At 68.8% G+C, this 22,591-nt stretch carries 18 protein-coding genes; 8 read left to right on the top strand and 10 right to left on the bottom strand.

The window, feature by feature from the left end; genetic code table 11:
• Positions 1-80: 80 nt before the first annotated feature.
• A complete protein-coding gene (locus tag KV397_RS11485; RefSeq protein WP_261811308.1) occupies positions 81-1,424 on the bottom strand; it encodes an amidohydrolase in 1,344 nt (447 codons plus the stop codon).
• 160 nt (positions 1,425-1,584) lie between these two features.
• Between KV397_RS11485 and KV397_RS11480 the strand changes: the two genes are divergently transcribed.
• Positions 1,585-3,033: a glyceraldehyde-3-phosphate dehydrogenase gene (locus KV397_RS11480; RefSeq protein ID WP_261811307.1), complete on the top strand. Its 1,449-nt coding sequence runs from the start codon at positions 1,585-1,587 to the stop codon at positions 3,031-3,033.
• Positions 3,034-3,077: 44 nt separating this feature from the next.
• The gene (locus KV397_RS11475; RefSeq protein WP_131494415.1) at positions 3,078-4,124 is read left to right on the top strand and encodes a winged helix DNA-binding domain-containing protein; all 1,047 of its coding nucleotides are present in this window, start codon (positions 3,078-3,080) and stop codon (positions 4,122-4,124) included.
• A 27-nt stretch (positions 4,125-4,151) separates the two neighbouring features.
• On the opposite strand, the gene KV397_RS11470 is transcribed toward KV397_RS11475, so the two are convergent.
• Positions 4,152-5,594: a helix-turn-helix transcriptional regulator gene (locus KV397_RS11470; RefSeq protein ID WP_047523168.1), complete on the bottom strand. Its 1,443-nt coding sequence runs from the start codon at positions 5,592-5,594 to the stop codon at positions 4,152-4,154.
• 111 nt (positions 5,595-5,705) lie between these two features.
• Between KV397_RS11470 and KV397_RS11465 the strand changes: the two genes are divergently transcribed.
• Positions 5,706-7,568: a phosphoenolpyruvate carboxykinase (GTP) gene (locus KV397_RS11465; RefSeq protein WP_261811306.1), complete on the top strand. Its 1,863-nt coding sequence runs from the start codon at positions 5,706-5,708 to the stop codon at positions 7,566-7,568.
• A gap of 438 nt (positions 7,569-8,006) precedes the next feature.
• On the opposite strand, the gene KV397_RS11460 is transcribed toward KV397_RS11465, so the two are convergent.
• Both KV397_RS11460 and KV397_RS11455 read right to left on the bottom strand, forming a co-directional pair.
• Positions 8,007-9,893: an ABC transporter ATP-binding protein gene (locus KV397_RS11460; RefSeq protein ID WP_261811305.1), complete on the bottom strand. Its 1,887-nt coding sequence runs from the start codon at positions 9,891-9,893 to the stop codon at positions 8,007-8,009.
• A gap of 77 nt (positions 9,894-9,970) precedes the next feature.
• On the bottom strand, positions 9,971-10,177 hold the full coding sequence (locus tag KV397_RS11455) for a hypothetical protein (RefSeq protein ID WP_047523260.1): 207 nt from the start codon (positions 10,175-10,177) through the stop codon (positions 9,971-9,973).
• A gap of 73 nt (positions 10,178-10,250) precedes the next feature.
• On the opposite strand from KV397_RS11455, the gene KV397_RS11450 reads away from it, so the two are divergent.
• A complete protein-coding gene (locus tag KV397_RS11450) occupies positions 10,251-11,282 on the top strand; it encodes an LD-carboxypeptidase (protein ID WP_261811304.1) in 1,032 nt (343 codons plus the stop codon).
• On the opposite strand, the gene KV397_RS11445 is transcribed toward KV397_RS11450, so the two are convergent.
• The 5 genes from KV397_RS11445 to KV397_RS11425 all read right to left on the bottom strand — a co-directional run bounded on the left by KV397_RS11445 (position 11,283) and on the right by KV397_RS11425 (position 17,954).
• Positions 11,283-12,743 (bottom strand): MFS transporter, encoded by a 1,461-nt coding sequence (locus KV397_RS11445; RefSeq protein WP_248569616.1) that lies wholly within the window; start codon positions 12,741-12,743, stop codon positions 11,283-11,285.
• Between the two features lie 146 nt (positions 12,744-12,889).
• Positions 12,890-14,638 (bottom strand): glycoside hydrolase family 35 protein, encoded by a 1,749-nt coding sequence (locus KV397_RS11440; protein ID WP_261811303.1) that lies wholly within the window; start codon positions 14,636-14,638, stop codon positions 12,890-12,892.
• 77 nt (positions 14,639-14,715) lie between these two features.
• Positions 14,716-16,077 (bottom strand): ABC transporter substrate-binding protein, encoded by a 1,362-nt coding sequence (locus KV397_RS11435; RefSeq protein ID WP_261811302.1) that lies wholly within the window; start codon positions 16,075-16,077, stop codon positions 14,716-14,718.
• Between the two features lie 67 nt (positions 16,078-16,144).
• Positions 16,145-17,035: a carbohydrate ABC transporter permease gene (locus tag KV397_RS11430; RefSeq protein ID WP_052193637.1), complete on the bottom strand. Its 891-nt coding sequence runs from the start codon at positions 17,033-17,035 to the stop codon at positions 16,145-16,147.
• A 1-nt stretch (position 17,036) separates the two neighbouring features.
• Positions 17,037-17,954, bottom strand: a complete 918-nt coding sequence (locus tag KV397_RS11425) for a carbohydrate ABC transporter permease (protein ID WP_261811301.1) — start codon at positions 17,952-17,954, stop codon at positions 17,037-17,039.
• A 159-nt stretch (positions 17,955-18,113) separates the two neighbouring features.
• Between KV397_RS11425 and KV397_RS11420 the strand changes: the two genes are divergently transcribed.
• A complete protein-coding gene (locus tag KV397_RS11420) occupies positions 18,114-19,100 on the top strand; it encodes a LacI family DNA-binding transcriptional regulator (protein WP_131493510.1) in 987 nt (328 codons plus the stop codon).
• Between the two features lie 13 nt (positions 19,101-19,113).
• On the opposite strand, the gene KV397_RS11415 is transcribed toward KV397_RS11420, so the two are convergent.
• A complete protein-coding gene (locus KV397_RS11415; RefSeq protein WP_131493429.1) occupies positions 19,114-19,965 on the bottom strand; it encodes an IclR family transcriptional regulator in 852 nt (283 codons plus the stop codon).
• A gap of 69 nt (positions 19,966-20,034) precedes the next feature.
• On the opposite strand from KV397_RS11415, the gene KV397_RS11410 reads away from it, so the two are divergent.
• From KV397_RS11410 to KV397_RS11400, 3 genes are read left to right on the top strand one after another with little or no spacing between them, the layout of a single operon-like run.
• Positions 20,035-20,748 (top strand): ABC transporter permease, encoded by a 714-nt coding sequence (locus tag KV397_RS11410; protein WP_131493431.1) that lies wholly within the window; start codon positions 20,035-20,037, stop codon positions 20,746-20,748.
• Positions 20,741-21,778, top strand: coding sequence for an ABC transporter ATP-binding protein (locus KV397_RS11405; protein ID WP_131493433.1), 1,038 nt, complete (start codon positions 20,741-20,743; stop codon positions 21,776-21,778). The genes KV397_RS11410 and KV397_RS11405 overlap by 8 nt, the downstream gene beginning before the upstream one ends.
• A gap of 2 nt (positions 21,779-21,780) precedes the next feature.
• Complete coding sequence (locus tag KV397_RS11400; protein ID WP_248569614.1) at positions 21,781-22,572, top strand: ABC transporter permease; 792 nt, start codon at positions 21,781-21,783, stop codon at positions 22,570-22,572.
• The last annotated feature ends 19 nt before the right edge of the window (positions 22,573-22,591 follow it).

Below are 22,591 nucleotides of genomic sequence, written 5' to 3'. Positions count from 1 at the left end.
AGGGGGATCAGAGGCGGGCGGCATGCGTGAACATGCCGCCCGCCGTTTCCGTGCGCACCCGCGTTCGGTCGTGCGAGAGCTCACTCGCGGGTGAACACCGTGCGGCCGTCGACCATCGTGCGCTCGACCTCGAGGGAGGAGAACGGACGCCCGGGAGTCAGGGGGTCCTCATCGAGGATCGTCAGATCGGCGACCTTCCCGATCTCGAGCGTTCCCTTCCAGGCGGACGCGCCGTCCTGTCGCGCGGCATCCACCGTCATCGAACGCAGCAGGCGGCGGCGCGATCGCGCGTCATCGGCGACGCCGGCTTCGCCGAGCAGGCCGAGCGAGGCGTCGAGGCCGAGCCGCCAGTCCGGGCTCGCGATCGGCGAGTCGCTCGTCACCGTCGTGAGTGTTCCGGAGGTGAGCATCGCCGCCAGGGGCCAGGCGGCGGCGAGGCGTGCTTCGCCGAGCTGGAGCGCCGCCCAGGAGTGCGTGTGCGCGGCGATCAGCGGCTGCACGGCGAATCCGGCGTCGACCCTTCCCATCCGGGCGATCTGCTCGGGCGTGGCCAGGTCTCCGTGGACGACGTAGTGGGGCGCGGGCGGCCGGGGCGCGTCGGAGAGGCGTTCCAGGACGGCGAGGAACTCCGAGATCGATCGGTCGCCGGTCGCATGCACGGCGATCTGCATGCCGCGGGAGGCGGCGAGCTCCACCATCCGCTGGAACGCGGAGAGCGGATCATCCCCGCCCCGCGTGAGCAGGGCGCCGGTGCTGCCGTCCGTGTAGGGCTCCTCGACCCAGGCGGTGGCCATCGGCGGGATGCCGTCGGCGAAGATCTTGACCCCGGGGATCGCGAGCCACCGGGGGTCGTGTGTCGGCGCAGGGGTGCGGATGCCGCGCTCGAAGTCCTCCAGTGTGCTCTCGCCGTCGATCGTGCCGAACAGTCGAAGCAGGGTCACGCGCGAGGTCTGGGCGCCTTCGCGGTGCAGCTCGCCGTAGGTGTCGAGCATGGCCGTGCCGAAGCAGCCGGTCTCGCCGGCGTCCTCTCCCGGGCCGATCCCGGGCTCGGTGTAGCTCGTGATGCCGCGTTCGGCGAGGAGGCTCCATGCGCGGAGAAGGGCGGTGCGCCGCTCTTCCCGGCTCGATACGAGACGCCCGGACGGCTGCTCTGCGGATGACGTGTCGGAGAAGAACAGGTGCGGCCAGCGCGCGCCGAGCCAGGCGGCGTGCAGATGGGCGTCGTTGATGCCGGGGATTGCGGTGCGCCCGTCGAGTTCGAGGGTGGTGCGCGCTCGGAGCGGTGCGACGGCGTCGTCCACGGCGACGATCACGCCGTTTCGCACGGCGAGGGTGTGGGCGATGGAGTCCGTCCCGTCGAGGGTGTGGATGCGGCCGCCGCGGATGATCAGGTCGGCGTCGTCGCCGGGCAGTGTCTCACTCATTATTCCACCAGTGTAGACGTAAAACCGGACCCACGGTGAGACCGGGAAGACCTGGATTCGGCGCGCGGTTCCGGGGCTTGTACGCTGGAGCCATCCCCCGATCACCCGGCAACCCGCGCGCCGGTGACCTCGGTGCGCGCTCACACATGCAAGGACGCAGATGAACGATTCCGCGGCACACCGCGAAGACTGGACGGCGAGCGAAGAACTGGCGGAGCGGATGATCCCGCTCATCGGGGCGCTTCGACGCGAGCACGACGTGGTCACCTCCCTCCACGGGCACCGCCTGCTCGGCCTGTCGGCGACCGGGCTCGTCGAGGTGCACGAGCGCGTGGCCCAGCTCGGACACGAGCGCCTCCCGATCGAAGACAGCCTGGCCGTGCTGGAAGCGGTCCACGCGCTCGCGCCCGGCGCCTCCTCGCTCGATGTCGCCCGTCTCGTGGCCGGGCATGCCTCCAGCGGCGAGTCCTTGGAGACCTACCTCGCCGACGTGCTGGCACCCGCGATGGGTGCCGTCGCCGCCGAACCCACCGACGTCGTGCTCTACGGCTTCGGACGCATCGGCCGTCTGCTGGCCCGCATCCTCATCGCCCACACCGGTGGCGGCAGCGGTCTGCGGCTGCGCGCGATCGTGGTGCGGCGCGGCTCGGAGAACGACCTCGTCAAGCGGGCATCGCTGCTGCTGCGCGATTCCGTGCACGGCCGCTTCGCCGGATCCGTCACGGTCGACGAGGAGGCCGAGCAGATCATCGCGAACGGCACCCGCATCCAGGTGATCTACTCCGACGACCCCGCCACCATCGACTACACCGCCCACGGGATCGACGACGCCATCGTGGTCGACAACACGGGCCGCTGGCGTGACGAGGCGGGGCTCTCGCAGCATCTGCGGTCGAAGGGGGTCGCCCGGGTCCTGCTCACCGCTCCGGGCAAGAGCCCGCTCAAGAACATCGTGCACGGGATCAACGACGACACGATCACCGACTCCGACCGCATCGTCTCCGCGGCCTCGTGCACGACGAACGCCATCACACCGGTGCTCGCGGCGATCGACGAGGCCTACGGCGTGGTCAAGGGGCACGTCGAGACGGTGCACTCGTTCACGAACGATCAGAACCTGATCGACAACTTCCACAAGGGAGACCGACGCGGGCGTTCGGCGGTGCTCAACATGGTCATCACCGAGACCGGTGCGGCGAAGGCCGTCGCGAAGGCGCTCCCGCAGCTCGAGGGCAAGCTCACGGGCAGCTCGATCCGCGTCCCCACCCCCGATGTCTCGCTCGCGGTGCTGCATCTGACGATCGAGCGTCCGGCGACCAAGGACCAGGTCAACGACTACCTGCGCCGCGTCTCCCTGCACTCGAAGCTGCGTCAGCAGATCGACTATGTCGAGAGCCCCGACGTGGTCTCCACCGACTTCGTCGGCTCGCACCGGGCCGGCATCGTCGACGGACTCGCGACGATCGCCGACGAGGACACCCTCATCCTCTACGTCTGGTACGACAACGAGTTCGGCTACTCCTGCCAGGTGATCCGCGTGCTCGAGGTCATGGCGGGCTCGCACCCGATCGTGCTCCCGGAGCGCCGTGAGGTGACGCTGCAGGGCTGACGTGGCGCGTGCGCGGCGTCGGAGGCGCCCGGCATGATGGGGTCATGAAGTCCGCGACCCTGCTCGCCGAGCGCCTCCGCTCGCATCGCCTCACCGCGCCGACGCCCACGGTCTCCGATGCCGCGCACCACATGCTGGCCGTACAGAGTCAGGACTTCACCGCCGGCCGATGGGCCCTCGCAGTGCGCACCCGGGGAGACGTGACCCTGCGCGACGTCGATCGCGCCTTCGACCGCGGTGACCTCGTGCGGGGCTGGACCATGCGCGGCACGCTGCACACGGTTCCGGCGCGTGACCTCGGCTGGATGCTGGAGGTCACGGCCGCGCGGCAGCGCCAGCAGGCGGCGACGCGTCATCGACAGCTCGGCATCGACGACGATATGATCGCCGCGGTCGTGCGGGCGGTGACACCGTCGCTGCGCGACGGCGGCCGCACCCGCGCCGAGCTCTTCGAGATCCTCGAGGGAATCGGCATCGACCCCGCGGGGCAACGCGGGATCCACCTGCTCTTCACTCTCACGATCGACGGACTCATCTGCCAGGGGCCCGTCGCCCCGCGGACCGGCGTGACGCGGGAGCAGCGTTTCGTCCTCGTCGAGGACCACATCCCCGACCCGGCGCGCCCCGACGACCCACTCGCGGAGCTGTTCGTGCGGTACATCGACGGCCACGGTCCGGCGGGCGTCGCGGACTTCTCCTGGTGGTCCGGACTCACGCTCGGGCAGTCCCGCGAGGCCGCCGCACGCGCGGCAGAGCGCGTCGTCGAGGTCGAGGAGGGACTGTTCAGGGCGGTCCGGCGACCGCGACGGACGATGGATGCGTCCGCCGTCCACGCGCTCGGTGCCTTCGACGAGTACTACATCTCCTACGCCGACCGCACGGACGTGTGCGCCCCGGAGCATCTGGCGGCTGTCGGTCCGGGGAAGAACGGGATGGTGCGCGCGACGCTCATCGAGCAGGGCCGCGTGATCGGAACCTGGTCGCACGCCACCGCGACGCGCGACGCGCCTCCCGAATTCTTCGCGGACCCGGCCGATCCCGCAGGGGTGACCGCCGCTCTGGGGCGATTTGCACGGTTCCTCGACGACTGATCCCGCTCGCCGCGAGGACGGTCGCGACTACTCTCCGGCGTGCCGCGCGAGGAAGCTGTACACCTCGTTGTCGTCCACGCCGGGGAAGGCGCCGCGGGGGAGTGGCGAGAACATGTGCGTGTGCACGCGTGCACTCGGCCACGCCCGTCCGCTCCAGCGCTCGCTCAGCTCGGCCGACGGGCGGCGGCAGCACGACTCGTCCGGGCAGGTGGAGACGGCCCGGTCGTTGGTCTCCCGTCCGCGCCACCAGCGGGCATCGTCGAACGGCACTCCGACGGTCACCGAGAACTCGCCGTCGCTCGACGATCCGGTCTGGGTCGAGCACCAGAACGTGCCGGAGGGTGTGTCGGTGTACTGGTGGTGCTCGACCGTGCGGTTCTGCTGCGTGAACGCCGCGCGCGCCTGGAACTTGCGGCACACCCGCTGGCCCTCCACCGCGCCGGTCACGTCCATCGGCAACGGCAGGTCATCGTTCTCGTAGACCCGGGTGATCGCGCCGGTGGAGTCGACGCGCAGGAAGTGCAGCGCCATCCCGAGATGCTGGGTCAGCAGGTTGGTCATGCGCATGCCCGCGGCCTCGTGCGTCACGCCGAAGCCGTCGCGGAAGTCCTCGACCGCGAGGTTGCGGTCCTTCTTGGCCTGCTGCAGGAAGGCCACGGCGGCGGTCTCGGGCATCAGGCAGCACGCGGCGAAGTAGTTGATCTCCAGGCGCTGCTGGAGGAAGTCGGCGTAGTCGGTCGGCGGCGTGTGTCCGAGCAGGCGGTGCGCCATGGCCTGCAGAGCCATCGAGCGCAGTCCGTGGCCGCCGGGGATGGAGGCCGGCGGCAGGTAGATCCGTCCGTTCTCGAGGTCGGTGACCGAACGGGTGGAGTGGGGGAGGTCGTTGGCGTAGATCAGCTCGAACCCGAGCTTCTCGGCCATGATGCTCACGGTGCGGTGCGTGAGTGCGCCCTGGACGTGACCGGCCGCCTTGAGGTGCTTCTCGGCGAGCTTCTCGATCTCGGGGAGGTAGTTGTTCTGCGCGCGCATCCGCAGCCGCAGCTCGGTGTTCGCACGACGCGCTTCTTCCGGTGTCGCGATCGCCTCACGCTCCCGACGCTCGAGCTCGCGGTGCAGACCGAGGACCGACTCGATCGTCTCATCGCTCATGCCCTTGGTCACGCGCACGGGAGCGACGCCGAGCTGTCGGAAGACGGGGCTCTCCTGTGCGCGCTCGAGCTCGATCTCGAGAGCCGCTCGTCGGTTCGGCGGTTCGCCGGAGATCAGGTCGGTGACCTCCGTGCTCGTGGCCTGCGCGATCGCCTGGAGGAGGGACAGCTTCGGCTCGCGCTTGCCGTTCTCGATCAGGCTCAGCTGTGAGCCGGCGACACCGACGAGCGCACCGAGCTCATCGAGCGTGAAGCCGTTCTCCAGCCGGTGGTGTCGGATGCGGTGGCCGAGGGTGGTGAGGTGGATGCCGGAGGACGCCATTCCTTGAGTGTAGCGAAAGAATTGCGTTTTTTATCGCTTGATTTGCCCGAAAGTTGCGTCCGAACCGGAAGAAGATAGGTGCAACGCCCCCACTTCGAAGGAGCACACGTCATGGCCATCGCCGAAGTCTTCACCCCCCGCACGTCTCCCGTCTCCGCGGCGCGTACGTTCGGCGAGGCCCCGACGTATGACACCCCTGCCATGGCCGAGCTGGCCGCCTGGGTCGAGGAGATCCGCGAGCTCACCCAGCCCGACGCCGTGCACTGGGTCGACGGCTCGCGGGCCGAGAACGACCGGCTCCTGCGCGATCTCGTCGACGAGGGCAAGCTGATCAAGCTCAACCCCGAGTGGCGTCCCGGCTCCTACCTCGCGCGTTCGCACCCCAGCGACGTCGCCCGGACCGAGGGACGCACCTTCATCGCCTCCGAGCGCGAGGAGGATGCCGGTCCGACGAACAACTGGGCCGCTCCGGCCGAGATGCACGCGAAGATGAACGAGATCTTCGCGGGCTCGATGCGCGGCCGCACGATGTACGTCGTGCCGTTCTCGCTGGGACGCGTCGGCGGTCCCCTCTCGCACATCGGCGTCCAGATCACCGACAGCGCCTACGCCGTCGCCTCGATCGGCATCATGACCCGGGTCGGCGATGCGGTGACGCGCCAGATCGCCGAGGGGGCCCCGTGGGTCAAGACCGTGCACTCGGTCGGCGCGCCCCTCGCTCCGGGGGAGCAGGACGTCGAGTGGCCCTGCAACGACGACAAGTACATCGTGCACTTCCCGGAGACCCTCGAGGTCTACTCCTACGGCTCGGGCTACGGCGGCAATGCGATCCTGGCGAAGAAGTGCTTCGCCCTGCGTATCGCCTCCGTCATCGCCCGCGACGAGGGATGGCTCGCCGAGCACATGCTGCTGATCCGCGTGATCGACCCGCAGGGCAAGGCCTACCACGTCGCCGCCGCGTTCCCTTCTGCGTGCGGCAAGACGAACCTCGCCATGCTTCGGCCGACCATCCCCGGGTGGCGGGTCGAGACCCTCGGCGACGACATCGCCTGGATCCGTCCGGGAGAAGACGGTCGCATGTGGGCGATCAACCCCGAGGCCGGCTTCTTCGGGGTCGCGCCCGGAACCGGCGAGTCGACCAACGTCACGGCCGTCGAGACGCTGTGGGGCAACACGATCTTCACGAACGTCGCGCTCCGCCCCGATGGAGATGTGTGGTGGGAAGGCCTGACCGACGCGCCGCCCGCGAACCTGATCGACTGGGAGGGCAACGACTGGACGCCCGAGTCCGGCCGGCCCGCAGCGCACCCGAACTCCCGCTTCACGGTGTCGGCGGCGCAGTGCCCGCAGATCTCCGAGGACTGGGAAGAGGCCGTCCCGCTCGACGTCATCCTCTTCGGTGGACGCCGCGCCAGCAACGTTCCGCTCGTGGTCGAGGCCACCGACTGGACGCACGGCGTCTTCCTCGGCTCGAACATCTCGTCGGAGCGCACCGCTGCCGCCGAGGGCACGGTCGGGGAGCTGCGCCGCGACCCGTTCGCGATGCTGCCGTTCTGCGGCTACAACATGGCCGACTACTTCGGGCACTGGCTGAAGGTCGGCCGTGGCCTGCGCTTCGACCGCGCACCGCGCATCTTCCAGGTGAACTGGTTCCGTCGCGGGGAGGACGGCCGCTTCCTGTGGCCCGGGTTCGGCGACAACTCCCGCGTCGTGGACTGGATCATCCGGCGCATCGCGGGCGACGTCCCGGCGGTCGACAGCCCGATCGGACGCCTGCCGCGCGTGGAGGACCTCAACCTCGCCGGCCTCGACATCCCGGCCGCAGACCTCGATGAGCTGTTCTCCGTCGACGCCGAGGCCTGGAAGACCGAGGCTGACCTGACGGAGGCGTTCTACGACACCTTCGGCGACAAGGTCCCCGCGGCGCTGCGCGCGGAACTCGCCTCGCTCCGCTACCGCCTCGACAAGGCGTAGCCCCCAGACCGGTGCCGGTTCGGGGGAGCCGGCACCCTCAGGGCCTCGTGCCCTGCAGACCCGCGAAGGCGGGACATCAGAGACGAACCCATGGCTGAGTGGTCTCCGACGTCCCGCCTTCGTGTCGTCCGCCCCTCCTGTTCATCCACACCCCTCCTGCTCGTCCACACCCCTCCTGCTTGTCGACGCCCCTCCTGCTCGTCCACACCCCGCCTTCTTGTCGACGCCCCTCCTGCTCGTCCACACCCCGCCTGCTTGTCGACGCCCCTCCTGCTCGTCGACACACCTCCTGCTCGTCGACGCCCCTCCTGCTCGTCCACACCCCTCCGCAGGGACGCCAGGAGACGGGGGTGTGGACGATGGACGGGGGCGTGGACGCTGGACGGGGGTGTCGGCGCTGGGCGTGGAGACGGACCCGGGGTCGGGGCGGGGTGCCCGTCAGGCGAGCAGCTGGTGGCGGGCGAGGTCGCGGTAGAGGGGCGTCGACTCCACGAGCTCCGCATGCGTTCCCTGGCCGACCACGACGCCATCCTGCAGCACCACGATCAGGTCGCTGTCCACCACTGTCGAGAGGCGGTGCGCGATCACGATGAGCGTGCGGTCGGTGGACACGGCGTCGATGGCCTCGCGCATCCGTTGCTCGTTCACGCCGTCGAGGGAGGATGTCGACTCGTCGAGCAACAGGATCGGGGCGTCCGTGAGCAGTGCGCGGGCGATCGCGAGGCGCTGACGCTCGCCGCCCGACAGCATCACGCCGTCCTCGCCCACGGGGGCCTCGATGCCGAGCGGATTGCGTTCGAGCACATCGCCCAGGTTCACGGCGCGCAGCACGCGTTCGCAGTCGGCATCGGTCGCGTTGGGGGACGCGAGTCGCAGATTCTCGGCCAGCGTGCCCGCCAGCGTCGGCGCGTCCTGCTCGACGTAGCCGAAGTGGGCGCGCAGGTCGTCGCGCGGGTAGGTGCGGGCATCATGGCCGTGCACGCGGATCGACCCTCCGGTCGGGTCGTAGAACCGCTCGATCAGCGACAGGATCGTGCTCTTGCCCGCGCCACTGGGCCCGACCAGGGCGACGCGGGAGCCGTGCGGGACGGCGAACGACACGCCGCGGAGCACCTCGTGGTCCTGCGGGGCGTCGGCAGCATCTTCGGTGGATTCCAGGTGGGCGTCCGCGAGCAGGGATCGCGCCTCCTTCGCCGCCGCCTGGCGGGCGGCCACCACGTTCGCGGGGTAGTGGAAGCGCACGTCACGGAACTCGATCGCCGGGGCATCCGCCGCTGCGGCCTCACGCGGCAACGAGGCGGCGATCTTCTCGTCGTCCTGCGACTCGGTGGGAAGATCGAGCACTTCCTGGATGCGCCCGAGCGCGCCGAGCGCTTGGTTCACCGAGGTGATCGCCCCGAAAGTGGTCGCCAACGGCATCACGAGCAGGAAGAGGAACATGATGAACGAGATCAGCGACGCGATCGTGATGGCACCGGCGGCGACGCGGAACCCGCCCACGCCGAGGACCACCAGAAGCGAGAGCTGCAGGGCGATGCCGGAGACCGGGACCACCAGCGAGGAGATCTTGGCGATGCGCACGCCGATGCCGTAGGTCTCGGAGGCGAGCGTCGTGACGGTGTCCGCTTCGCGCTCAGTAGCTCCCGAGGCGCGGATGGTGCGGATCGAGCCGATCGCCCGCTCCACGCCGGACGCCAGCTCGCCGACCTTCATCTGCTGGGCGGTCGAGGCCGTGCGGATCCGGCCGCTCAGCAGCACGACGACCGTGACCGAGAGGCCGATCACGAGCACGATCATCAGCAGCAGCACGGGGTCGATCACGAGCATCGCGATCAGGGCGCCCAGGAACAGGACGGCACTGCCGACGGCGTCCGCGAGCCCCTGGGTGAGGACGGCGTAGAGCAGAGTCGTGTCGGTGCCCACGCGCGAGACGAGGTCGCCGGTCCGGCGGGCGTCGAACTCGGAGGTGGGCAGATGCAGGATGCGCGCGATGAGCTTGCGCCGGCTCGAGTACACGACCGCGGTTCCCGTGCGCTGCAGCAGATAGTGCTGGAAACCGGAGATGATCGACGACACGATCACGAACCCGACCAGCAGCCACACGAGGATCCCGATCCCGGCATCGGACTGCACCGCTTCGATGACCTGCCCCACGAGCAGGGGTTGCACGAGCGAGGTCGCGGCGCCGACGACGCTGAGCACCGCGACCACGATCAGCGTGCGCTTGTGCTCGAACAGGAAGGGGAGGAGCTGGCGGAAGGTGGCGCGCGGGCCGTCGGGCTGCGCGCCCCGTCCGCGGCGGCGTGCTGTCGCCGAACCGGACATGCGGGACCTCTATCTGGAGATGGTACTTCGACCGTACTTCGTGCGTGGACGAATCCTATGGAGGGGCTGTATGCGGATCAGGAGCGGCCGAATCGCCGATGCGCGGCCTGCTTGCTCACGCCGAGGGCGCTGGCGATCGCCTGCCAGGAGTATCCGAGGTTCCGTGCGCGGCGCACGTTGGCCTCCTCGGCGCGGGCGATCTCCGTGCGCAGCTCGGCGAGTCTGTGCAGGGCGGCCAGCGGCTCGCTTCCGTCGTCCTGTGCGATCGCAGTCGGCATTGTCATGATGTCCTCCTGCGTCAATCCTCGTTGACGCTGCGCGCGCTGTCAATATCTGTTGACGTGTCAGACTGGGCGGATGCTGTCCGCACCCCGCCTCACCCCGGGGGACCGTGTCGCGGTCCTCTCCCCGTCATTCGCCGCTCCGGCCGTCGCGCCGGACCTGCACGCGCAGGCGATGCACCGGCTCGAGGACCTCACGGGGCTGATCCCGATCGAGTACCCGACCACGCGTGAGCTCGGCGCGAGTCCACAGGCCCGCGCCGCCGACGTGAACGCGGCGTTCGCCGACCCGAGCATCCGCGCGATCCTCGCCACGATCGGCGGAGACGACCAGCTCCTCGTCGTCCCGCACCTCGACCCGGCGCTGCCCGTGGCCGACCCCAAGCCGTTCGTCGGGTACAGCGACAACACGAACATCCTCAACTGGCTCTGGGGCCTCGGGGTTCGGGGCTACTACGGCGGCTCGACCGCCGTGCATCTCGGGCCCGGACCGTTCGTCGACGACATCCACCTGCGCTCCCTGCGTGCCCTGCTCCTGACCGGTGGTGTGCTCGACATCACCGAGCCGGGTGAGTCGGAAGACGTCGGGCGACGGTGGCACGACCCCCGGGCGCTCCTCGAGTTCGGCGACCGCGTCCCGACCGAGCCGTGGGCCTGGGCAGGGCCCGCATCACGGGTGGAAGGCGTGACCTGGGGCGGCTGCCTCGAGGTGATCGACGGCCTGGCCTTCGCCGACCGGCTGCCGCGCGCGACGGACCTGGAAGGAGTTGTCCTGCTGCTCGAGACCAGTGAGGAGCGGCCGTCCGCGGGCTGGGTGGCCCGGTGGTTGCGCGGACTGGGGGAGCGCGGCATCCTCGCGGCTGCGGCAGCCGTGGTCGTCGCCCGCCCGCCCGTGAGTGACTTCGAATACCACCCGTCTCCCGCCGAGGCTGCAGCGCTGCGTGCGGCGCAGCGGGATGCAGTGATCGACGTCGTGACGCACTACAACCCCGACGCCGTCATCTGCGTCGGCCCGCCGTTCGGGCACACCCGACCGCAGTGGATCCTGCCCTACGGCGGGACGATGATCGTGGACGGCGCTGCGCGCACGATCACCGCCGCGTACTGATCAGAGCTCGACGGCGGCGGCGACGCCGAGGTCGCCGTCGTAGTCATGGTCCTTCGTCTCCGGGCTCAACAGCAGCGCGATGAACGTCAGCACGCCCATGGCCGACAGGTACAGGCCGACCAGCCACGGGGCGCCGTCGCCGAGCGCCCACAGCCACAGGGCGATCAACGGGGCCACGGCCGCACCGAGGATGGAGGACACGTTGTAGGCGATCGCCGAGCCCGTGTAGCGCACGTTGGTCGGGAAGAGCTCCGGCAGCAGCGCGCCCATCGGGCCGAACGTGGCCCCCATCAGCAGGAACCCGAACACGAGGAACGCCTGGGCGAGCGCACCGGTGAACTTCGGGTCGACGGCGGGGAGGAGGAACGTGTTGAAGGTGAAGCCGAAGACGATGATCGCCCCGGTCACCCACAGCAGCAGCTTCCTGCGGCCCACCGCATCGGCGATCGGGCCGGACAGGAGCGTGAAGATGCCGAAGAACACCACGCCGATGATCTGCATCAGCACGAAGTCGGTGTATCCGAAGCCGAGCCCCGGGTAGAACTGCGCCGCGAATTCGCTCGGGTCGAAGGAGGCACCGGTCGCCTCCGCTGCTGCCTTCGCCGCGGCCGAGGCGGTCTCCAGCGACGCGGGCTTGGTGCCGTACGCGAGCGTGAAGTTGGTCATCAGGTAGAAGAGCACATACGTCGCCAACATGATGAACGTGCCGAGGATGAGCTGCTTCCAGTGGTGACGGAACACGGTCGCGAGGGGGAGCTTGCGGATCGCGCCCTTCGTCTCGGCCTTCTTGAAGGTGTCGGATTCGACGAGCTTGAGCCGCACCCACAGGCCGATGATGACCATCACCGCGGAGAACAGGAACGGGATGCGCCAGCCCCACGCCAGGAACGCCTCGGACTTCAGGGCCGGGTTCTCGGAGTGCGGCAGCAGCCAGTTGATCGTGAGGAAGAGGAAGTTGGCGATGATGAAGCCGAGCGGGGCGCCCAGCTGAGGGAAGGTGCCGTACCAGGCGCGCTTGCCCTTCGGGGCGTTCTCCGTGGCCACCAGCGCCGCGCCGGACCACTCGCCGCCGAGCGCGAAGCCCTGCGCGAGACGCAGGATGAGCAGCAGGAGCGCCGCCCACCAGCCGATCTGCTGGAAGGTCGGCAGCAGCCCGATCACGAAGGTCGCGATGCCCATCGTCAGCAGCGACGCCACCAGCGTGGCCTTGCGGCCGAACCTGTCGCCGAAGTGCCCGAAGACCACGGCGCCGATCGGGCGGGCCACCATCGCGGCGCCGAAGACCGCGAACGAGGAGAGGAGCGAGGTGGTGTCGTTGCCCGTGGGGAAGAACAGCACCGGGAAGACGAGCACGGCCGCCGTGGCATACGCGTAGAAGTCGTAGAACTCGATCGTGGTGCCGACCAGGCTCGCGGTGATGACGCGCGAGCGGGGATTCGCGGGCGCAGTGGCAGTACTCATGACGCTTCTCCGATCAGCCCCGGTCTGCCGGGGACCTGGGCGAGTTTACGCCTTCCTGAGTGTTGCCTGTGTGCGCCGCGACCCGTTCGAGTCGCGCAGACGGCTGCATCTGCGTACCGGATGCAGCCGTCTGCGCGATTCGAGGGTCACTCCTCCGTGGCGCCGAGCGACGGTGAGGGGACGAAAGCGGCCCGGCGCTCGATAAGCTGCTCGAGCTCCAGGACGACGAGGCGATTCGTCCCGGCGACGGTGGCGGGGGCGGGCACGTAGAGCGTGCGTTGCGGTCCGTTGCGCCAGTAGCGGCCGAGGAAGAACCCGTTCACGAACGCGTAGCCCTTGCTCCAGCTCGCGGTTTCGAGGAAGAGATCGGCGCGGGCATCCAGCTCGAACTCGGCGGTCCATGCGGTCGGACCGTCCCCGGCAGTCGTTGCCTCGGCGTCCGAGACAGCGTCCCTCCCGATCCCCGCGGCGATGGCGGCGACGTCCAACGGCGTGGAGCGCCATCCGCTCAGCGGTGCCCCGTCGAGGGTGACCGCCCCGATGAGTCCCTTCTCCTCGCCGAGCCGGTGGTCGTAGTTCACCCGCCCCTGGTCCTCCACCAGGATGCTCAGGGTGCGGCCACCGGGGATCCGGATCGCGCGGTCGTGGCGGGTGCGGGAGATCGTGCCGACCGCGCGCCCGTCGACGCTGACCCAGCCCAAGTCCCGGAGTTCGTCGACGAGGAGCACCCCGCCGTTGCCGTGGGGGAGGTCGACGTCGTAGCGCATCAACGCGCTCTGGTGTCCGAGCGCATCGAAGGTCTCGGGGTGGGCCGTCGGTTCCGCCGATCCCGCGGTCGTCGTCCAGGCACCACCGGCGACGAGGGGGACCTCGAGCGCGGGGGCGGGGGCCGCGCTCGCGGGCAGCTCGTCCGGCACGGGCGCATGGCGCGCGATCACGTCGCGGAAGGCGAAGAACTTCTCCGTCGGGTTGCCCGCCTCGTCGAGCGGGGCGTCGTAGTCGTAGGAGGTCACGAGCGGCAGATAGCGTCCCTTGTCGTTCGCGCCGTTCGTGAGTGCGAAGTTCGTGCCGCCGTGGAACATGTAGATGTTGACCGAGGCACCGGCGGCCAGGAGCGCATCCAGGTCGGCGGCCGTGGTCGCGACGTCCGTCGTGTGGTGCACGCCGCCCCACCAGTCGAACCATCCGTCCCAGAACTCCGAGCACATCAGGGGGCCGGTGGGCTGATGCCGGCGCAGCGTCGCGAGGCGCTCGGTGCTGCGCGAGCCGAAGGACCCGGTCTTGTGCAGCCCGGGGAGGCTCCCGTTCGACAGCATCCGGTCGACCGGCTGGTCGACGGTCGTCAGCGGCACCGTGATCCCGGCCTCGCGGGTGACCGTGACCAGTGTCTCGAGATACGCCGCGTCCGAGCCGTAGGCTCCGTACTCGTTCTCGATCTGCACGAGCACGACCGGACCGCCGCGATCGATCTGGCGCGGTGCGACGATGTCGTACACGCGGCGGAGGTACGCGCTCACCTCCACGAGGTACTCCGGCGCCGAGGAACGCAGCCCACCCGTGCCACCGGTGAGCCAGACCGGCAGCCCGCCGTTGTGCCACTCCGCGCAGATGTACGGACCGGGGCGGACGATCGCGTCCAGACCCTCCGCGTGGATCAGGTCGAGGAAGCGCCCGAGATCGTTCCACCCGCTCGCGTCCCACTCGCCGCGTCGCGGTTCGTGCGCGTTCCAGGCCACGTACGTCTCGATCGTGTTCAACCCCATCAGCCGGGCTTTGCGGATGCGGTCCTGCCACTGGTCCGGGTGCACGCGGAAGTAGTGGATCGCGCCGGAGATGACCTGGTGCGGTCGTCCGTCGCGGAGGAAGTCGGTGTCACCGAGGGAGAAGGAGGTCACGAGTCGTGGTGCTTTCGATGAGGCGAGCTGTGCCGATCCCGTGACGGGGGATCCGGGACCGGCACAGCTCGCGGGTATTACTTGTTGACGGTGAAGCCCTGCGCGTTGCCGTACTCGACCAGCGCGTCCTGCCAGGCGGTCAAGCCGTCGTTCAGATCGGTGCCGTTCTGGTACGACTGGCCGACGGTGTCGCCGAAGATGCTGTTCGCGTACACCTGGTAGGGCAGGTAGCTCCACCCTTCGACGACGTCATCGGCCGCGGCGGCGAGTACCTCGTTGATCTTCTGGCCGCCGAAGTACTCGGGAGCGTCGGAGAGGAACTCCTCGCTGGACAGCTCGGCGGTCGTGGACGGGAACCCGCCGCTCTCGAGGAAGATCGAGATGCTCTCCTCGGAGTTGTTCAACCACCACAGGAAGCCGGCCGCCAGCTCAGGGTTCTCGCTCTGCGTCGTGACGGCCTGGCCGCCACCGCCGTTCTCCGCGCTCGCCGGGGTGCCGTCATACGTCGGCATGGGCGCGACGCGCCAGTCGCCTGCGCCGTCGGGTGCGCCCGAGATGAGGTTTCCGGGCATCCAGGCGCCGATCACGAGGCTGGCGAGGCTGCCGTCGCCGAGGGCACGGAACCACTCGTCGCTCCAGCTGCCGTAGGGCGCGATCAGGTCCTCCTCGACGAGGCGGTTCCAGTTCTCGGTCCACTTCTTCGAGCCCGCGTCCTGCAGGTCGATCGTGACGTCGGTGCCCGAGGTCTCAAACGGCTTTCCGCCGGCCTGCCAGATCATCGAGGTCGCGAAGCCCGCGTCCCCGGCGTCGTTGGTGATGTACGCGTCGGGGTTCGCCGCGTGGATCTTCTTGGCGGCCTCGTAGTACTCGTCCCACGTGGTAGGCACCGGGACACCCGCGGCGTCGAACACGGTCTTGTTGTAGAACAGGGCCATGGGGCCGGAGTCCTGCGGCAGACCGTAGATCGCGTCGCCGTTCGTGACGGAGTTCCAGGTCGAGGCGGTGTAGTCGTCCTCGAAGTCGGCGAACCCGTAGGCCGAGAGGTCGGCGAAGGCGTCGGTGAGGGCGAACTGCGGGAAGGCGTAGTACTCGATCTGCACGACGTCGGGGGCGCCGGAGCCCGCCTTGATCGCGTTCTGCAGCTTGGTGTACTCCTCGTTGTTCGTCCCGGCGTTGACCAGATTGACGGTGACGTTCGGGTACTCCTTCTGGAAGGCCTCGACCTGCGCCTCGGCGGACGGGGTCCAGGACCAGTACGTGATCTCGCCGCCCTTCTCGAGGGCGGCTTCGACGGCGTCGAAGGAGCCGGAGCCCGCATCGGTGCCGGAACCGGAGTCGTTCGTGCCACCGGTGCTGCAGCCGGCCAGCGCCAGTGCTGCCACGGTTCCGGCGGCGAGCACGGCGAGGCTGCGCCGGGTCGGTGAGGGAAGGTGCTTCATTGCTGTGTCCTTTCGGGAGGTGCGGTCCAGCATCGGATCGCGGGGGTGTTGCAGAAGATGCGGGGAGCTATTGCTTGACGCTTCCCGCGGTGAGACCTGACTGCCAGAAGCGCTGCAGCAGCAGGAAGGCGATGACGATCGGGATGATCGTGAGGAGCGAGCCCATGATCACGAGGTTGTAGATCGGCTGGGATCCCGCGCCGATGGCCTGAGCGCTCCATTGGTTCAGGCCGACGGTCAGGGGGTACCAGGCGGGGTCCGACAGCATGATCAGCGGCAGGAAGTAGTTGTTCCAGGTGGCGACGACCGTGAAGAGCGCGACCGTGACGATGCCCGGGGCGAGAAGCCGCATCGAGATCGTGAAGAACGTCCGGAACTCGCCGGCTCCGTCGATGCGTGCGGCCTCGAGGAGTTCGGTCGGCACCGATTCGGAGGCGAACACCCAGATCAGGTACAGCCCGAACGGGCTGATGAGCGAGGGGATGATCACGGCCCAGGGCGTGTTCGTGAGCCCGAGCTCGCTGAAGAGCAGGAAGGTCGGCACGGCCAGTGCCGTACCCGGCACCGCCACGGCGCCGAGGACCACGGCGAACACCGCGCGCCGCCCGGGGAAGCGGAACTTCGCGAGTCCGTAGCCGGCCATCGTGGCGAGCAGTGTCGCACCGCCGGCGCCGACCACCACGTAGAGCAGGGTGTTGCCCAGCCAGCGGAGGAAGATGCCGTCGCGGTAGGAGAACGTGGCGACGAGGTTGTCGAAGAACGCGAAGTCGTCGGCGAACCAGAGGCCGAAGGAGCTGAAGAGTCCGGCTTGCGTCTTGGTCGAGCTGAAGAGCAGCCACACCAGCGGGACGAGCGTGTACAGCGCGTAGATGACCATCACGATCAGCAGCGTGTTGGACTTGCGGGGCTTCAGCGGATCGTCGCGTCGGCGCGAGGGGCGGGCGAGGGGGAGTGCCATGTCAGCGCACCTCCGATGTCGAGCCGCGCAGCTGCACGACGTAGGCGATGACGGCCGTGATCACGCCCATGATGATGGCGATCGTCGCGGCGTAGTTGAACTGCTGACCGGCGAACGACAGGTTGTACGCGTACATGTTCGGGGTGAAGAACGTGGTGATCACGTTCGGAGCCAGCGGGCGCAGGATGTTGGGCTCGTTGAACAGCTGGAAGCTGCCGATGATCGAGAAGATCGTCGCGATCACGAGCGCCCCGCGCACGGAGGGGATCTTGATGGAGAAGATCGTGCGCCAGGCGCCCGCGCCGTCCAGGGCGGCCGCCTCGTACATGTCGGTCGGGATCGTCTTGAGCGAGGAGTAGAAGATCAGCATGTTGTAGCCGACGAACTCCCAGGTGACGATGTTGCCGATCGAGACGAGCATCCATTCCTTGGCGAACGGCGTGATCGCGTCGATGCCGAGGAAGTCGTTGATGTTGCTGGTGAGGCCGAACTGGTCGCCGTAGATGTAGCCCCACATGAGGACCGCGACGACGGCGGGAACCGCGTAGGGGAGGAAGATCAGGATGCGGAAGAACGACGCTCCGCGCAGGCGTGCGCTGTCCAGGGCGAGGGCGGCGCCGAGCGCGAGGAGGAGCATGATCGGCACCTGCACCACCAGGAAGAGGAGCACGCGGCCGAACGCCTCCCAGAACTGCGGGTCGGTGAGCGCGCGGACGTAGTTGTCCAGGCCGACGAAGGCGGTTCCGCCGATCAGCTTCTCCTGGAAGAAGCTGAGATACAGCGCGTAGGCGAGCGGTGTCAGGAACACCAGGGCGAACACGACCATGAACGGGCCGACGAAGGACCAGCCCTTCCAGTCGCGCCTGTCGCGCCGTCGGACGCCGGGGGCGCCCAGGGGTGCGGGGATTTCAGTCGTCATCGACGAGTCCTTCTTACGATCCGGGCGCTTGCTGCGCCGTGTGTCAACGTCAACATATTCGATGGACTGCTAGTGTGTCAACGTCAACACATGAGGGGATGGGTGATCGTGAGCCCAGAGCATCCGACCGAGACGTCGACGCGTCGTCGTGAGCCCTCCATGGAGGACGTCGCCCGGGAGGCCGGAGTCTCAGGGCAGACCGTGTCCCGCGTCGTGAACGCCCGGGGCTACGTCGGTGCGACCACCCGTGAGCGCGTCGAAGCCGCGATGCATCGTCTCGGCTACCGGCCCAACAGCGCGGCGCGTGCTCTGCGATCAGGACGCTTCCGCACCATCGGCGTCGTGATGTTCTCGTTCAGCTCGTACGGAAATCAGCGCACGCTCGACGCGATCGCGGTGCGCGCCGCCCAGCTCGGCTATGCCCTCACCCTCATCCCGGTGGAGTCGAGTGCCGGTGAGACCGTGGCCGGTGCGTTCCGGAGGCTCGAAGAGCATGCCGTTGACGGCATCATCATCGTGATCGAGGCGCACCAGCTCGACGAGGCCGACATCGAGATCCCCGAGGCCCTCCCCGTCGTGTTCGTCGACTCGAACCGCGGCGAGACCCATCCGTTCGTCGACACGGATCAGGCGCAGGGTGCCCGCTTGGCGACCGAGCACCTGCTCGAACTCGGGCATGAGACCGTCTGGCACGTCGCCGGTCCCGCCCGTTCCTACTCCGCGGAGCGACGCAGGGAGGCCTGGAGGGAGACGCTGGAGCAGCACGGGCGTCGCGTGCCGGAGCCGCTGCCGGGGGACTGGTCCGCCGCGTCGGGTTACGAAGCCGGTGTCGAACTGCGCGAGCGCGGCGAGGTCACCGCCGTCTTCGCCGCGAACGACCAGATGGCGATCGGCGTGCTGAGGGCCTTTCGCGAGGTCGGCCGCGAGGTGCCGGGCGACGTCAGCATCGTCGGTTTCGACGGCCTGCCCGACGCTGCACAGCTGTGGCCGCCCCTGACCACCGTGCAGCAGCATCCGGAACGCGTGGGAGCTCTCGCGGTGGACGCGCTGCTCGCCGAGCTCGACGGCACCGGACGTCAGCAGACGCCGCTCGTGAGCTGCGAACTCATCGTGCGCGCGAGCACGGCACCTCCGCGGAAGCGCTGAGGAGAGAAGCCGGTCAGCTCGCCCCCAGGCGGGAGGAGAGCTCGCGCGCGGCGCGGGAGACGAGGGCTCCCAGTGCGTCGAGACGGGGACCGATGCGGGCCTTCGGCGCGCTCACATTCACGGCGGCGACGATGCGACCCGTGAAGTCGACGATGGGTGCGGACGCTGCGACGACTCCGAACTCGAGTTCCTCGTCGGAGAGGGCGTAGCCCTGTTCGCGGATGCGGGCGAGCTCGGCGTGCAGGCTGTCGAGGTCGGCCACGGGCGAGTTTCCCGGTGGGGGAGCGTCGAGCACGGGAAATCCGAACGGATCCGCCTGGTCGAAGCGCCCCACGAGCGGCTGGTCCTGTCCGTGGTCGTCGTACCAGCGGGCGAGGGACTCGTCGTCCCAGTCGCTCAGCAGCGCGCGGCCCGATGGGGTGCGCCAGGCAGCCGTCGTCGTGCCGGCCCAGCCCGTCGTGCGTACGTCGTGCGGACTGAGTTCGCTCAGCAGGGTCAGCACGTTGCCGCCGCGCAGCACGCAGAGGTGGCTGGTCTCGCGCGTTGACTGCACGAGGCGGCGGAGGATGCTGCGCGAGGCGTGCACGAGCGTGGAGGTGGCGGTGTGCGCGGCGAGGGCGTACAGCCGAGGCCCGAGGAGATACCGCAGCGTCTCCTCGTCGCGCTCCACGAGCCCCGTCTCGGCGAGGGTCGCGAGCGTACGGGAGACGACGGCCTTGTCACGTCCGGTCGCCTGGGCGACTTGGGACACGCCGAGTCCGCCCGATCGAAGAGCGTCGTCTCCGCCGAGGAGTTCGAGGATCTCGATGTCGCGCCCGAGGCCGGAGGAGTTGCGCCGGGGGGCTGAGGGTGTCGTGGTGGTCACAACGGGAGTTTAGCGTCAATAGTTGCCATATAGACAACTCTATTTGACGAAATGGTTACGCAAGCTACGGTGAATCTCATACCCGGTACCGGCCTCAGCGACGAGACAGGAGCCCCCTTGTCCGGATTCAACTGGGAAGACCTCATGGCCTTCCTCACACGTCGTGCGGACGACATCCTCGAACTCACCCGCGATCACCTCGTCGTCGTCATCATCTCGGTCGTCTTGGCGGCGATCATCGGAATGGGTCTCGGTATCCTGGTCCGCGACCGCCGTGTCGCCCGGACCAGCGTCCTCACCGCCGCAGCGGTCGCTATCACGATCCCTTCGCTCGCCCTCCTCGCTCTCCTGAGCCCAGTGCTCGGTCTCGGCTGGCTTCCCACCGTCGTAGCACTGGTCTTTTACTCTTTGCTCCCGGTGGTTCGGAACACCGTCGTGGGGCTCCGCGAAGTCCCCGTCGCAGTGCTCGAATCGGCGCGCGGCATGGGCCTCGGGCCGACCCGCATCCTCTTCACGGTTCAGCTCCCGATCGCGTGGCCGGTCATCATGACCGGAATCCGCGTGGCAGCCCAGCTCACCGTCGGCATCGCGGCGATCGCCGCTTACGTCGCCGGTCCCGGACTGGGCGAGTACATCTTCAAGGGGCTGAGCTCGCTCGGCTCGAAGAACGCGCTCAACTACGCCCTCACCGGCACCGTCGTCGTGATCCTCCTCGCTCTCATCCTTGACGGCATCCTCGTGCTCGTCGCCCGCCTTACCACTTCAAGGGGTCTCCGTGCCTGACATCACTACGAACACCGGCGTTCTCTCCTCGCTCGCGGCCCAGCAGGGCGGGGCCGACATCGTGCTCGACCACATCACGAAGCAGTACCCGGGGCAGCAGGTGCCGGCCGTCGAGGACTTCTCGATGCGCGTGGAACCGGGCGAGCTGATCATGTTCGTCGGTCCCAGCGGCTGCGGCAAGACCACGACCATGAAGATGATCAACCGCATCATCGAACCCACCTCCGGTTCCATCCGCATCAACGGCGACGACGTGCTGTCACTGGATGGCAACGAGCTGCGCCGGCACATCGGATACGTCATCCAACAGATCGGTCTGTTTCCGCACTTCACGATCGCGGAGAACATCGCGATCGTGCCGAAGCTCCTCGGGTGGTCGAAGTCGCGGATCGCCGATCGCGTCGATGAGCTCCTGCGTACCGTCCAGCTCGACCCTGGCACGTTCGCGCAGCGCTACCCGCGTCAGCTGTCCGGCGGTCAGCAGCAGCGTGTCGGCGTGGCCAGGGCGCTCGCCGCCGACCCTCCCGTCATGCTCATGGACGAGCCTTTCGGGGCCACCGATCCGATCACACGCGAGAAGCTGCAGGCCGAGTTCCTCCGGCTGCAGGCGGACATCGGCAAGACCATCATCTTCGTCACGCACGACTTCGAAGAGGCCATCCGGATGGGGGACCGCATCGCGGTGCTCAGCGATCGCAGCCGGATCGAGCAGTTCGACACCCCGGCGCGCATCCTCGCGGAACCCGCCAACGACTACGTGCGCTCGTTCATCGGAGAGGGTGCCGCGCTCAAGCGGCTCGCCCTCATCCCCGTGACCGATGCCCGTATCGGGGCGGTGGACACCGCAGCACCCGCGGCGTCCGTCGATGAGCACGCCTCCCTGCGGGAGGCCCTCGACACGCTCGTCGTCACCGGCGCCCCGCGCGTCAACGTGACGCGTAGTGGGACCGCCGTCGGCTCGATCGATCAGGCGGCGATCTCTGCGGCGCTCGGGGCCGAAGGGCCCGCACGCCGTGCCGAGGAGGCCTGAGCATGACCGGCCCGCAGGTGGTCCCTTCGGCGACCACGGTGGTGCAGACCCAGAACGTGCAGCGCCGGGGGATGCCCGTGCTGCTGCGCCGAACGATGCCGCTGATCGTCGTCGCCGTCGTGCTGCTGCTCACCTACGCGTGGGTCACCAGCCTGGAGCTCGACTCGATCGAACGGCGCACCCTCAACGCCGGCTACATCACGTCGCGGATCGGCGAGCACCTCGTGCTCTCGATCATCGCCTCCGTCCTCGTCGCCGTGCTCGCCATCCCGGCCGGCATCGCCGTGAGCCGATCGCGCTCGAAGGTCTTCCGCGGCATCGTGATCGGCATCGCCAACATCGGGCAGGCCACTCCGGCGATCGGGGTCGTGATCCTGCTCGCGATCGTCTGGCAGACCGGATTCACGACAGCTCTCCTCGCCCTCGTCATCTATTCCTTCCTGCCCGTGCTGCAGAACACGATTACCGGGCTCGCGCAGGTCGATCCGAACATCCGCGAATCGGCTCGGGGCATGGGCATGACCTCATCCCAGGTGCTGTGCCGGGTCGAGCTTCCGCTCGCCTCACCCGTGATCCTCGCGGGGCTTCGGACGGCCCTCGTCTTCGCCGTCGGAGTGGCCACGGTCGCGACGTTCATCAATGCCGGCGGTCTCGGCGACATGATCATCAACGGCCTCAAGCTGCAGCGCTATCCCGTTCTCGTCGTTGGCGCGGTCCTGGTCGCCGCGATCGCCGTGCTCATCGACTGGGCGGCCGGTGTCGTGGAGGACATCGTGCGCCCCAAGGGTCTCTGACCTCCATCGCTCCCTTCCC

This window comes from Microbacterium aurugineum, from assembly GCF_023101205.1.
Classification (GTDB): domain Bacteria; phylum Actinomycetota; class Actinomycetes; order Actinomycetales; family Microbacteriaceae; genus Microbacterium; species Microbacterium aurugineum.
This window is presented reverse-complemented; position numbering and strand designations above follow the sequence as displayed.

Coding starts and splice junctions, on each gene's coding strand:
- KV397_RS11420 (WP_131493510.1), top strand. CDS start 18,114: ATGGAGGACGTCGCCCGGGAGGCCGGAGTCTCAGGGCAGACCGTGTCC.
- KV397_RS11430 (WP_052193637.1), bottom strand. CDS start 17,035: ATGGCACTCCCCCTCGCCCGCCCCTCGCGCCGACGCGACGATCCGCTG.
- KV397_RS11475 (WP_131494415.1), top strand. CDS start 3,078: ATGAAGTCCGCGACCCTGCTCGCCGAGCGCCTCCGCTCGCATCGCCTC.
- KV397_RS11485 (WP_261811308.1), bottom strand. CDS start 1,424: ATGAGTGAGACACTGCCCGGCGACGACGCCGACCTGATCATCCGCGGC.
- KV397_RS11460 (WP_261811305.1), bottom strand. CDS start 9,893: ATGTCCGGTTCGGCGACAGCACGCCGCCGCGGACGGGGCGCGCAGCCC.
- KV397_RS11455 (WP_047523260.1), bottom strand. CDS start 10,177: ATGACAATGCCGACTGCGATCGCACAGGACGACGGAAGCGAGCCGCTG.
- KV397_RS11465 (WP_261811306.1), top strand. CDS start 5,706: ATGGCCATCGCCGAAGTCTTCACCCCCCGCACGTCTCCCGTCTCCGCG.
- KV397_RS11400 (WP_248569614.1), top strand. CDS start 21,781: ATGACCGGCCCGCAGGTGGTCCCTTCGGCGACCACGGTGGTGCAGACC.
- KV397_RS11425 (WP_261811301.1), bottom strand. CDS start 17,954: ATGACGACTGAAATCCCCGCACCCCTGGGCGCCCCCGGCGTCCGACGG.
- KV397_RS11470 (WP_047523168.1), bottom strand. CDS start 5,594: ATGGCGTCCTCCGGCATCCACCTCACCACCCTCGGCCACCGCATCCGA.
- KV397_RS11435 (WP_261811302.1), bottom strand. CDS start 16,077: ATGAAGCACCTTCCCTCACCGACCCGGCGCAGCCTCGCCGTGCTCGCC.
- KV397_RS11445 (WP_248569616.1), bottom strand. CDS start 12,743: ATGAGTACTGCCACTGCGCCCGCGAATCCCCGCTCGCGCGTCATCACC.
- KV397_RS11480 (WP_261811307.1), top strand. CDS start 1,585: ATGAACGATTCCGCGGCACACCGCGAAGACTGGACGGCGAGCGAAGAA.
- KV397_RS11450 (WP_261811304.1), top strand. CDS start 10,251: ATGCTGTCCGCACCCCGCCTCACCCCGGGGGACCGTGTCGCGGTCCTC.